The organism is Acinetobacter sp. YH01025, from assembly GCF_013420185.1.
In the GTDB taxonomy this organism is placed as follows: Bacteria; Pseudomonadota; Gammaproteobacteria; order Pseudomonadales; family Moraxellaceae; genus Acinetobacter; species Acinetobacter indicus.
Genome location: NZ_VOYR01000002.1, coordinates 164,314 through 177,053 on the forward strand (window position 1 = coordinate 164,314; position 12,740 = coordinate 177,053).

General features: G+C 44.4%; 8 protein-coding genes. 2 read left to right on the forward strand and 6 right to left on the reverse strand.

Annotation, left to right across the window (positions count from 1 at the left end):
* The first annotated feature begins 5 nt into the window (after positions 1-5).
* On the forward strand, positions 6-3,110 hold the full coding sequence (locus tag FTT89_RS03265; protein WP_104488692.1) for an efflux RND transporter permease subunit: 3,105 nt from the start codon (positions 6-8) through the stop codon (positions 3,108-3,110).
* Between the two features lie 97 nt (positions 3,111-3,207).
* Positions 3,208-4,923 (forward strand): proline--tRNA ligase, encoded by a 1,716-nt coding sequence (locus FTT89_RS03270; RefSeq protein WP_127801595.1) that lies wholly within the window; start codon positions 3,208-3,210, stop codon positions 4,921-4,923.
* Between the two features lie 54 nt (positions 4,924-4,977).
* Here the strand turns inward: FTT89_RS03270 and FTT89_RS03275 are convergent, their stop codons facing one another.
* From FTT89_RS03275 to FTT89_RS03300, 6 genes are all read right to left on the reverse strand, one after another.
* Positions 4,978-6,393 (reverse strand): hypothetical protein, encoded by a 1,416-nt coding sequence (locus FTT89_RS03275; RefSeq protein WP_180172668.1) that lies wholly within the window; start codon positions 6,391-6,393, stop codon positions 4,978-4,980.
* Positions 6,394-6,422: 29 nt separating this feature from the next.
* Positions 6,423-8,678: a DUF6160 family protein gene (locus FTT89_RS03280; protein ID WP_180172669.1), complete on the reverse strand. Its 2,256-nt coding sequence runs from the start codon at positions 8,676-8,678 to the stop codon at positions 6,423-6,425.
* Between the two features lie 27 nt (positions 8,679-8,705).
* A complete protein-coding gene (locus FTT89_RS03285; RefSeq protein ID WP_005179550.1) occupies positions 8,706-9,359 on the reverse strand; it encodes a hypothetical protein in 654 nt (217 codons plus the stop codon).
* Between the two features lie 13 nt (positions 9,360-9,372).
* Positions 9,373-10,833: a hypothetical protein gene (locus tag FTT89_RS03290; RefSeq protein WP_180172670.1), complete on the reverse strand. Its 1,461-nt coding sequence runs from the start codon at positions 10,831-10,833 to the stop codon at positions 9,373-9,375.
* A 244-nt stretch (positions 10,834-11,077) separates the two neighbouring features.
* Positions 11,078-11,647, reverse strand: coding sequence for a dCTP deaminase (gene dcd / locus FTT89_RS03295; protein WP_005179553.1), 570 nt, complete (start codon positions 11,645-11,647; stop codon positions 11,078-11,080).
* A 112-nt stretch (positions 11,648-11,759) separates the two neighbouring features.
* The gene (locus tag FTT89_RS03300; protein ID WP_180172671.1) at positions 11,760-12,371 is read right to left on the reverse strand and encodes a LysE family translocator; all 612 of its coding nucleotides are present in this window, start codon (positions 12,369-12,371) and stop codon (positions 11,760-11,762) included.
* Between the last annotated feature and the right edge of the window lie 369 nt (positions 12,372-12,740).

Here is a 12,740-nt window from a genome sequence, read left to right on the forward strand (position 1 = left end):
AAACTATGTGGTTTACCCGAATTAGTGTCAAATATCCCGTTTTTACGGTCATGATGATGCTGTGTCTGATGGTGCTGGGTCTGGCTTCCTGGCAGCGTATGGGCGTTGAAGAATTTCCGGATGTCGATTTCCCGTTTGTGGTGGTCTATACCAACTATCCGGGCGCCTCGCCGGAAACGGTTGAATCTGAAATTACCAAGAAAATGGAAGATCAGATCAACACCATTTCCGGTCTCAAACAGGTAATTTCCCAGTCCAGTGAGGGCCTCTCCACCATTATTGCCGAGTTCAACTTGGAGGTATCTTCTGCCGTAGCAGCGCAGGATGTACGCGATAAAATTGCCAGTGTCACCGCCGAATTCCGTGATGAAATCCAGGACCCGGTGGTGGAGCGTTACGACCCGACGGCCAACGCGATTATGTCGATTGTGTTTGAATCCGAGCAGATGTCACTGCGTGATTTAAGTGCTTATCTGGACCAGCGCATTGTGCCGCAACTGCGCACTGTACCGGGGGTGGGAACAGTCAATTTACTCGGTGATGCACAGCGCCAGATCCGGATTGAAGTACAACCAGAAAAACTGCAAAGTTTCGGGATTGGCGTAGATCAGGTCATCAACACCCTAAAAGCAGAAAATGTTGAAGTGCCGGGCGGCACCCTGAAACAGGCCAACAGCGAGCTGGTGGTTGAAATTAACTCCAAGGTTATCCATCCGCTGGCCTTTGGGGACCTGATTATTGCCAATAAAAATGGTGCACCGATTTATCTGAAACAGGTCGCTGACATTCAGGATAGCCAGGCCGAGCTAGAGTCCAGTGCCTTTTTAGATGGCAAAACTGCAGTTGCGGTGGATATTCTGCGCAGTTCAGATTCTAATGTCATCGAGGTGGTCGATAATACCTATAAAGTGCTGGATGACCTTCAGCAACAATTGCCTGAGGGCACCACAGCCAAAGTGGTGGTCGACAGTTCCAAAGGCATTCGCGGCAGTATCCGTGATGTGGCCCGTACCATTATTGAAGGTGCAGCGCTGGCAGTACTGATCGTCCTGCTGTTTTTAGGCTCGTTCCGCTCCACCGCCATTACCGGCCTGACCCTGCCAATTGCCCTGCTCGGCACATTGACCTTTATCTGGGCCTTTGGTTTTACCATCAACATGATGACCTTGCTGGCCCTGTCTTTAAGTATTGGTCTGCTGATTGATGACGCGATTGTGGTGCGGGAAAATATTGTCCGTCATGCCGACATGGGCAAAGACCATGTTAGCGCAGCGCTGGATGGTACCAAAGAAATTGGTCTGGCAGTTCTGGCCACCACCCTGACCATTGTCGCGGTATTCCTGCCGGTGGCCTTTATGGGCGGGATTATTGGCCGTTTCTTCTATCAGTTTGGGGTCACGGTCAGTACCGCAGTTTTAATTTCCATGTTTGTCAGCTTTACCCTGGACCCGATGCTGTCGGCACACTGGGCCGAGCGTAAAAACCCCAACAAACAGCCAGGCCGGGTGAAACGTTTCCTGAACTGGATTTCCAACAAACTGGACAATCTTAGTCATGTCTATGAAAAGCTGCTGAAACTGGCCTTACGCTTCCGCCTGATTACCCTGCTGATTGCCGTAGCCTCGTTATTTGGCGCACTCGGTTTATCCAAACTGATTGGTACCGAATTTGTACCGGTGCCGGACAAAGGTGAAATCCGGATTAAGTTTGAAACTCCGGTGGATGCCTCGCTGGAATATTCACAAGCCAAACTGAAACAGGTCGATCAGATTATTCGCCAGCATCCACAGGTTATTTCTACCTATGGTTCGGTTAACAGCCTGACTGATCGCGGTAAAAACCATGTCAATTTACGCGTACGGGTTACGCCGCGCAATGAACGTGAACAAACCCTGACTGACCTGAATAATGAATTCCGTGAACGCCTGCAAACCGTGGCTGGCATTCGTGTCACCTCGGTGGCCTCGGCGGATGAAACCGTATCAGGCGGGCAAAAACCGGTGATGATTTCGATTAAAGGGCCGGATTTAAACCAGCTACAACAGATTTCCGACCGCTTTATGCTGGAAATTGCCAAAGTAGACGGTATTGTCGATCTGGAAAGCTCCTTGAAAGAACCGAAACCGACACTGGAAGTGCAAATCAACCGGGTACTGGCCAGTGATTTAGGCCTCTCTGTGAACCAGATTGCCAACGTGATTCGTCCGCTGATTGCCGGCGATGACGTCACCACCTGGCAAGATGAAAACGGCGAAACCTATGATGTAAATGTCCGTCTGACTGAAGACCGCCGCAGCCTGCCGGGTGATGTCCAGCAAATGTCGCTGACCTCACAAAAAACCGATGCCAATGGTCAAGCCATTCTGGTGCCGTTGGCCAGTGTGGCCAGCTTTGAAGAAAACCTCGGCGCTTCACAGATTAACCGTCGTGATCTGGCCCGTGAGGTTCTGGTCGAAGCCAATACCGCAGGTCGCCCAGCTGGTGATATTGGCCGGGACATTGAAGCCATTCAAAATAACTTTGAATTGCCGCCGGGTTACAGCTTCGATACCCAAGGTTCCAATGCTGATATGGCTGAATCTGCGGGTTATGCACTGACCGCCATCACCCTGTCGATTGTGTTTATTTACATTGTGCTGGGCTCGCAATTTAACAGCTTTATTCACCCAGCTGCGATTATGGCCTCGTTGCCACTGTCGCTGATTGGGGTGTTTTTGGCGCTGTTCCTGCTGAACTCCACCATGAACCTGTTCTCGATTATCGGGATTATCATGCTGATGGGACTGGTCACCAAGAACGCCATCCTGCTGATCGACTTTATTAAAAAGGCCATGGACAGAGGTGAGCCGCGTTATGAGGCGATTATTCAGGCCGGTAAAACCCGTTTACGCCCGATTCTAATGACCACGTCTGCCATGGTAATGGGCATGGTCCCGCTGGCACTCGGTCTGGGTGAAGGCGGCGAACAGAGTGCCCCCATGGCCCATGCGGTAATTGGCGGGGTGATTACCTCGACCCTGCTCACGCTGGTGGTGGTGCCCGTCATCTTCACCTATCTGGATGATTTCAAGAATTTCATGCTACGCCAAAGCCGCAAACTGATGTCTTGAGCCAGAAGAAAACACAATGAGGTGACATTCCGAATGTTCACCTCATTTTTTTATCGTATAATCTCTGCTTTCACGATTAATTATCAGGACAGTTTCCATGCGCGCGAGTCGCTTTTTGTTTGCTACGTTAAGAGAAACCCCAAATGATGCTGAAGTGATTTCACATCAGCTCATGTTACGTGCGGGGATGATCCGTAAATTGGCTTCAGGTCTGTATACCTGGTTGCCGATGGGGGTACGCGTATTAAATAAAGTCGAAGCGATTGTCCGTGAAGAAATGAACCGCGCCGGCGCTTTAGAAACCTTTATGCCAGTGACCCAGCCTGCATCGTTATGGGAAGAATCAGGCCGTTATGTGCAATATGGTCCGGAATTACTGCGTTTTACCGACCGTCACAACAACCCGTTTGTGCTGGGCCCAACCCATGAAGAAGTGATTACCGATCTGGCACGTACTGAACTGAAAAGTTACAAGCAGCTGCCAATGAACTTCTATCAGATTCAGACCAAATTCCGTGACGAAATCCGTCCACGTTTCGGGGTAATGCGTTCACGTGAATTCATCATGAAAGATGCCTATTCTTTCCACGTTGATCAGGCTTCTTTGCAAGAAACCTATGATGTCATGTATGACACTTACTGCCGTATCTTTAGCCGTCTTGGTCTGGATTTCCGTCCGGTACAGGCCGATACCGGTTCAATTGGTGGTTCAGGTTCCCATGAATTCCACGTTCTGGCAGACAGCGGTGAAGATGATATCGCCTTCTCGACTGAATCAGATTACGCAGCCAATATTGAAATGGCGGAAGCGATTCTGGTCGGTGAGCGCGCAGCGCCAAGCCAAGCCTTAACTGTTGTAGATACTCCAAATCAAAAGACCATCGCGGATGTATCAAGCTTCCTCGGTACGGATCCTGCACATTCTGTTAAAGCTTTACTGGTACAAGGCATTGCCGATGAAAATGGCACTGTTCCGGTGATTGCCCTGTTCCTGCGCGGCGACCATGAACTGAATGAAATTAAAGCTGAAAAGCATCCTTTAATTGCAGCGCCATTAACCTTCGCCACTGAAGAGCAAATTGCTGCGCTTGGCCTGACCACTGGTTTTGTGGGCCCACAAGGTCTAGTTGAAAAAGGCATGACCGTGATTGTCGATCGTGCTGCTTCTGTCTTGTCTGACTTTGTTGCAGGTGCCAACGCCGCAGATCAACACGCTACGGGTGTGAACTGGGAGCGTGATGCACAGTTTACTGAGGTCTATGATCTTCGTAATGTGGTGGAAGGTGATCCATCTCCAGATGGTAAAGGTGTACTTCAAATTAAACGCGGAATTGAAGTGGGCCATATTTTCCAGCTGGGCCAAAAATATTCTGAAGCACTGAACTGTAAAGTGTTAGGCGAAGATGGCAAACCATTTGTAGTAACCATGGGCTGTTATGGTATTGGTGTGACCCGTGTCGTGGCTTCTGCAATTGAACAGAATTATGATGAGAAAGGGATTATCTGGCCAGCTGCCATTGCTCCGTTTGAAGTCGCAATTGTACCAATGAATGCACACAAGTCACCGCGTACATTAGAAGCTGCGGAAGCCTTATATGCAGAATTAAGTGCTGCCGGTTATGATGTACTACTGGATGACCGTAATGAACGCCCAGGAGTGAAATTCTCTGATCTGGAGTTAACCGGTATTCCACACCGTATTGTGATTGGTGAAAAAGGCTTAGATGCGGGTACTTTTGAATATAAAGGTCGCCGTGATGCTGAATCAACCAACTTAAGCAAAGATGAGTTATTGGCGAAGCTCGCAAAATAATAAGTCTTTGTATATAAAAAATCCCGCTTCAGCGGGATTTTTTAGTTTTAAGGCTTAGCAGAATTTCATACTGCCATAGCAATTACGGTATGGTTGCTCAAGCATTGTAATATTCCCTTGAGCAGCCAAACCGGTTTGTACAATATTGGACATTAAGGTAGTTAAAGGCTGATTAATATTAATCGTAAAAGCATCTTCTAAATACATTGACCATCCCTTGGTTGCTTTTGCATCCTCAGCAAAACCAGGGAAACGAATACCATTCCCTAAAGAAGTTAAGGCAATACCAAACAAGTTAGAGTCAACATCAATTTGATGTACATTGCCTAAATTATAAGGCAAGACATAGGCATTTAATAAATTAGTGAGTTTAGTACTATAAGCACCATCCAGCTCCAAAGTACCTTGCTCAGGAACAGGAAGATTTAAACCTTTTAATGTTTCCTGTTTCATATAAATTTGAATTCCTGTACGTAATAAAGGCAATAACGTATTTCCAATCGTTTCTGTACCAATAGCACTACACTTGCCAGGATCATGACCGGTACACATTTGGTTAATTGTCAGATTTTGTACAACATCATCGACCAAGCTTCCTAATTGCAAACCATGGATTTGTACTTGGGTCATACGATTTCCGTTTGCGACAATACCTAAGTTTTCCCGTTGAGCTGCTGCTGTATTAATCGTCTGGTCACGATATTCCACAGTTACAGCACCCAAAATATTAAGGATTTCAGCATTTTTAACCCCTAAATATGCACTTGCTTCATATTGTTGCTTTTTCCCACCACCAAGAAAACCATAATCACCAACGAAATCTTGAGAATACTTTGAAGCATCTGCTTCGGAACAGTTTGCTGTTCCCTGCTTACAGGTAACCGCCACATTGGTTTGTGCCTGAATATATAAATTATTGATTCCAGTTAAATAACCACTAAAATTATTCATAGCACCAATGCTCATCGGGCCTTGGGCTTTATCCGCACCCACTCTTACCCCGACCACTTCACGAGTTGCAGCCTGGTCGCCTCCTTTGATCGCAAATTGGAAAAAGGGATTCGTTAAGACAAAATCTCTTAACTCTTTTTGATTACTTAAACTGTTATCAAAATCTTGACCTTTGGGCTGTCCTGCAATATTGGTAGGTAAGGTAATACAATTTCCACTCGCACCCACCACACAGCCCAATGACAGTGCAGAGATATCAATATCACAAGCACCCGCACCATTTTCACCGCCACAGCCAAGTTGCAAGGATTTAATATTGGCATTTAGTGATAACTCAGCATCAATTCCCAGTTTAAAAAAATCTAAACCTTGACTAGCATCTGTCTCTTTCACGACAGAAAATAGAGCCTGTCCTGTCACATCCGATAATTCAGCATCTTCAAGCACAGATAAGGCATGACTTGTGTTCGTCATGGATAAAGCTGAACCTATAAGAGCCCACATTATTGTTTTTTTCATACTCAAATCCTTAAGCTAATTTCATCTACTTAGCGTGGTGTGATCCCTAAAGTGCTACGCATATTGCCACCAGGAATGGCAAAATCAGCAATTTTTTGCATCGTTCCAGATGGAGACATCGCCATTTCTGCTTTAAAAGCTTGTCCCAATCCAGACTGCATTGTCGCTTTATAATTAAAGTTCACCTGATTATCTAAGACCACCGTATCTTGTTTCACTAGAACACGGGCATCTAAACCAACATGACCTTGCATTTTGTTTAAATTTACACTGGAGGTTTTAGTCCCGACGCCATTCCGGTCTTCATTAATCAGGCTGATATAACTGCCCAAAACACTTGGATTATCTTTATCTGTCTCTGCAATCGGATTAAATTCAAAATTTGCTTTTAAAGATAAAAAATTAGTATCGGGTGTGGCATTCGTGGACTCAAGACCAGGAATAATCATAAGTTCACCTTTACCATCAAGCTTGAAGGCTAAAGAAGCCAAGATGTCATCTTTTCTGGCAAAGTTATCGATAGGAACTACCCGGTTCTGACATTCTACTTCAGCACAGTTATATAAAGAGCCTGGCAACTGACCAATTGCAATTTCAGCTTTTGCAGCCAGCAGCAAGTTATCTGCCTTGACATAAATGCCATCTTCTTCAAAACCAATCACCCCATCCGATTTCAGGTACGCATCTATATTTCTTAGGCCCGCATAATAGTTGACTTCTTCACCACTGTATTTACCGGTCGCACCATCAATAATCAGAATAGAGGTTGTACTTGGTGCGCCTGTTTTCTGGTCAATACCATAGCCTTCCGTCGAAAGTGCCAGGTTATAGCCTAAACCAGAACGGTCAACACCATTACGACTATAATTTTTTGCATACAAAGCCAGGTTGGTATTTAAGTTAAAGATTGGAATACCAATCCCCCACTCGCCAGAAGTTGCGGTAATGGCATCAATCGAGTTATCTGAAATGAATCTGGCCTTACGCGCGATGGCCTGAAAGTCCATGCCTCGCACCGCAATAAGCGCTAAATTCTGTGCATTCTGATCAGGGCTAATGTTATAAATCAATTCTAGAGTATTACTGCCCAGCACCTTTTGCATATTCTCATTGATAATAAAGTTTAAAGATTTGGCCTGAACGGTATTAATAAAAATATCACCAAAATCAATATAGGCGTTGCGTTTAGTCAAGTCATCAACATTATTACTATCACGTACTGCAAGTGGCGATAAGTTAGAAAATTCAATTGCATAGCTGCCTGTACCTGTATGCCCAATCTCGAGTGTAGTCGGAGCCCTGCCATTGAGTAGCGGGTTGCCTTCTCGGGTAAATTCGGCAGACATACCCAGATGTAAACCACCCGGACCGGCTATATCATAACCACCGGCTTGCCGTGTTGTTTCAGTCAAATCGCCTGAATTACGACTAACCGTATTAAACTTCCCAATTCCAGCCTGGTTGGCATTAATAAAGAGCTTACCGTTGGTCACTGCTCCAGAAGCCCCCATACGAATCAGGTTATTCTGGCTTCCCTCTGGACCATAACGTAAATCGATATTCACCCCTGGATTGGTTGCTCCTGACCGGTTATCGGATACATTGGTCAGATCTTCTACCCGCCCTAAATTTACAATATGGTCTTGGCCAGTAGGACTGTTTTTAGTTGCCAGCACAATCCCTTCATCCTGATCCAGATACATATATCCATCTGCAGACAGTTTAAAGTTAAAATCTTTTAAGGTCAGGTTCTGGCCATTTAGACCATAAGAAATACTGGCATTTTTAAGCTCAAAATCTAAATGAGCCAGATCATTCCGGTTAAATAATCCATTACTGGTAATTAGGTTAAAACGTAGTGGTGAAATAGTATGAAAGCTTAAAGACCCCAGGTTCTGATCCGTTTGGTTATCACCACAGTTCGGCTCACAAATGAGCATGATGTTCTGAACCGTAGATTTAAATGGTGAAATACTCGCCTGGATATGCATGCCGACACCATTTGCTGTGGTACCAACGTCAACATCAAGGGTACTTTTAATATTCTGCCCCCCTGAGCTGAGCACTTCAACATCATGCATCCCCAGTTTCATACTGCCGGTATTGTGATAGTCCACCCAGTTCAATTGATCAATTGTCACCTTCGAAACTTCATGGGTAATGGAAATACCATCCTGCCCGGTCACCTGACTGAGACTATGATCAGAAATAGGCTGTAGTGCGTATGCCTGCTGAGCTAAACAGATAGATAAGGCAAGTACATTTAATTTTATTGTTTTGTTCATTTCAATGTCCTTTTGAAATCCCAACGCTTAACAGCGGCTGGTTGCAGCTCCTGAGCAGTTATAACTGAAAATTTTGATATCTCCTGACAGATGCAAGTTGCCATGAACATTCAGTCCCATAAATCCCTGTTCCTGTCCCTGATCAAATGAAGGAACCTGAGAACCATTGTTATAGGTGGTATATCGGGTATTGTTTAAATAACCTTCATTACCTGACTCAACCGCCAGACTCGCAAAACCTAGATTCCTGATTTTCAGAGGATGCTGATCATAAAATTTAAGCAGCATCGCTGTTTGTGGATTTTTATCCTTATTAATAATGGTGGTGCCTTCCAAGGAGAATTTATCAATCTGAATCGTGCCTTGAATCTGTTTAAACACCAGCCACTTCTGACCATTTTCATCACGATGATTATTGGGAGAAAAAGCAAAACGGCATAACACATCATTGCTACATTCATACTGATAATTTGCCGTAGTGACCTCACCATTACTGAGTTCGGAAATATTCTTGAGACTCATGTCATTGGCATATTTATGGTTTAAAGAAAGCGTCCAGCTTAAATCGGCACCGCCCTGCCCGACCGTATTTAACAGTTCATCTTGATTTAAACTGACCAGTTGAGCAGAACTGAATGTGCTGACACAAAGAGCCAGTGGAAAGCAGATTTTTTTCAGCATCTCAAATTCCCTCTTATAGTCCCGTGGTCTTAAACTTCAAGTGCTGGATCAGCACACCATCAATTGCCACCGAGCCCAAGTTTACAGGTGCTGTAGTTGCATGCGGACTTCTAAATACCACACCGGTAGAATTACTCGCAGTGTTGGCTTTTAACAGATTCGTGGTCGGATCACGTGTCACACTACCAATTGAAATACTGCTATGTGTTGCATTGGTTCCCTGATAGTTGGTGGTTCCTGCCCCTGAAAGTACTTGGGAAATATTAGAGCCACAATAAGCAACATTACAGGTTGAGCCTTTATAGTCAGCAGGGTTGATCTCGGTGTTATCACCATCAATATCGGCATAATAGGTATAAATCTGTTTATAAATTTCAGGGACATTCGGAATGCGGGTCACTTCTAAAATAATATTCTGGCCTTCCGAGCCCAAAATAAACGGTTGGTGCATATTGCCGAGCACTAAATTGATGTTAGGGCTATACAAATACAAACCCTCTTCAGCATGGAAAATTGGGGCTAAAGAACGGTCGAGTGCAGGCGTAACCGCGGTACCATCATTGAGGGTTGCTGTACTTATACGCAAACCTCTGGCATTGAGCAGTTCTTTATTGGCCTGGGTATTTTCATAAATTAGAGCTTCAGGATTATCATTGGTATTCAGACGGATAAGACTGGCCATACCTAAAGTCTGACTTTCTACCGCATTGGTAGAAGGCATGGTTTGAAACAGTCGAACCTGTGAACCACTTAGGCTTAGACCATTGGCCACCAATTGCAAACGAATTCGCTGATTTTTTAATAAGTCAGGATCATTGACCGCATCGGTCGTGACAGGTGCCCCCGTAATTGGGTCCACCTTGTTACTTGAGTTCCAGCTGCGTGAAAAAGCATCTAACCAAAGCCCAAGTTTAATATTATTGTCCTGATCATCAGCATCCACTTTGGCCAAAGGAGCTTCTAAAGAAATATAACTGATATCGGCCGCTGCATTCGCACTGTCAAATTGACGGATATTTTCGGCTGTACCAGCGCGAAATAACCAGGGATTCGCAGCACTGCCCCAATCAAACCCCTGATTACTATAGCGCTGGTTCATATTGTTATTGGTTTCAGAGAGCGCCAGACCATAAATAAAAATATCCGCTTTGGTTCTCTGATTGGCAGCATCAGTCTGACTGAGGGTTAAATTATCGTAATTTTCACCTACCGGAATGATGCGAATAAAACCGGTGTCATATTGTTCCGGATTATCGAGATTACGGGTATAACTTGATGCCGCAGACACATCATTCGGGCGCTGAAATACCATTTTGAAATTTTCAGGAAGCAAGGCAATCCCTTCACCTGTGGTATTTGCCAGATGTTCATCGGATAGATTCTGTAAAGCATATGCAGGAGAACTTAGCAACATCCCGACCAAGGCAGCTAAGCAACTTTTTCTAAAATTTAGGCCAATTCCATATTCAGTCATCTCGACCATCCTATTCCCAGATGCTCCGCATCATTCTTTTATTTATCCAGAACTTGGCTATTTATTTATGTGTTTTTATCCTTAAAAACATGCGATTACCAAGTCATAATTGTTGTTCATTATGCGTAATAATTTATCAATTGCAAAAAAATACGGGCCAAAAAGCCCGTTTTTCCGATGAATGAATTGGAGAAAAAACAAGCGAGCACAACGGCTCGCTTGTTTTTATTTTAAGTTTCCACTATCAGGCTTTCGGTAAGGTTACCCCGGTTTGGCCCTGATATTTACCACCACGATCTTTATAGGAGGTTTCACACACTTCATCTGATTCAAAGAACAGCATCTGTGCAACGCCTTCACCCGCGTAAATACGTGCAGGCAGGTTGGTGGTATTAGAGAATTCCAAGGTCACATGCCCTTCCCACTCTGGTTCGAGCGGCGTGACATTGACAATAATACCGCAGCGCGCATAGGTCGATTTGCCCAGACATACGGTTAAAACATTACGTGGGATACGGAAATATTCAACTGTACGCGCCAAGGCAAACGAGTTTGGTGGAATAATGCAGACATCCGATTCAATATCAATAAAGCTTTTTTCATCAAAGTTTTTTGGATCAACAATAGCAGAATGGACATTGGTGAATACTTTAAATTCACGTGCACAACGGACGTCATAACCATAACTTGAAACGCCATAGGAAATCAGTTTGTTGCCATTTTCATCAAATCGAACCTGATTATGTGCATACGGTTCAATCATGCCGTGTTTTTCGCTCATTTCGCGAATCCAACGATCAGACTTAATTGCCATTTATTTCTATCCAAAAGCGAATGTTTTACTGCGCTGTACTTTAACTGAAATCGGCACCAATGGAAATAAGCAGGCATGAAGTCGACTTTTCTGCCTGCTGCAGATGGGGCGTTTAAAGTCTTAAAAGCGCAGAATAACTTAGTGGAATTGAAAAACTGAACAGCAGCAAGGATGCTGTTTTTTGCAGATTGGCCGGATTAAGCCAGCGGATTTTATTGCTGGCCAAAAAGGAACCAATCAGGGTCCAGAAAAATGCAATGGGAATAATCAGGATCAGAAACATCAGAAACATCAGAAACATCAGAATATGTGCCACATAATGTGCGGCGCTGGTCCAGGCGATGGCCGGAAAAATTGCAGAAGCAAACAGCAAGGCCTTCGGATTTAGTAAAGTGGCCACAAACAGTTCACGCGCGCGAATGGTCGGCTGCTGAAACTGCTGTTCGACATTGGCAGTACGCCACAACTTGATGGCCAGATAAATGATATAAACCGCACTAAACAGTTTTAGCACAGTGGGCAATAACGGTAACTGGCTCGACACCTGCCCGATTAGCATGCCCCATAGAGTAATGGAAATCAGATAACCAAAGGCTTCGGCGGGAATTAAATGAAAATATTTACGGATGCCAACCTGAATTCCGGAAGAGGCCAGCAAGGTGTTGGTTGGGCCAGGTGTCAACAAGATGGTGATCACCAAACCAATAAAAAACCATGAAATCATAGCCAGCCTCATGCGCGAATGCTGCAAATGTAATGGAGTTGCAAGGCATAGGCAAAAAATAAATTGCAACTGGCCTCATTGTGCAGCAAAACAGATAAATTCCTCAACTAAAAACACAGTCAATTACAATATATTTATCATTAATTATCATAAGCTTAAAAACATATTAAAGAATATATAACAGTCATCAAAACTGGGCCGTTCATCTCTAATGTATCAAGGGTTTTTAGTCCATTTTTACTCTCCCCCAATTGTATAAATGCGTAAAAAAACTGTTCAAGTTCAAATTATTCGGTTAATTTTTAACTCAACAAGCTGCCTTAACCAGAATAACCAGAACCAGCTTTAAGTTTGAAATCTTTCAATATT

What these genes read in the sequence shown, in the direction of transcription:
- FTT89_RS03270 (WP_127801595.1), top strand. Translation starts at nt 3,208, where the DNA reads ATGCGCGCGAGTCGCTTTTTGTTTGCTACGTTAAGAGAAACCCCAAAT.
- FTT89_RS03275 (WP_180172668.1), bottom strand. Translation starts at nt 6,393, where the DNA reads ATGAAAAAAACAATAATGTGGGCTCTTATAGGTTCAGCTTTATCCATG.
- FTT89_RS03290 (WP_180172670.1), bottom strand. Translation starts at nt 10,833, where the DNA reads ATGACTGAATATGGAATTGGCCTAAATTTTAGAAAAAGTTGCTTAGCT.
- FTT89_RS03300 (WP_180172671.1), bottom strand. Translation starts at nt 12,371, where the DNA reads ATGATTTCATGGTTTTTTATTGGTTTGGTGATCACCATCTTGTTGACA.
- FTT89_RS03285 (WP_005179550.1), bottom strand. Translation starts at nt 9,359, where the DNA reads ATGCTGAAAAAAATCTGCTTTCCACTGGCTCTTTGTGTCAGCACATTC.
- FTT89_RS03265 (WP_104488692.1), top strand. Translation starts at nt 6, where the DNA reads ATGTGGTTTACCCGAATTAGTGTCAAATATCCCGTTTTTACGGTCATG.
- FTT89_RS03280 (WP_180172669.1), bottom strand. Translation starts at nt 8,678, where the DNA reads ATGAACAAAACAATAAAATTAAATGTACTTGCCTTATCTATCTGTTTA.
- dcd (WP_005179553.1), bottom strand. Translation starts at nt 11,647, where the DNA reads ATGGCAATTAAGTCTGATCGTTGGATTCGCGAAATGAGCGAAAAACAC.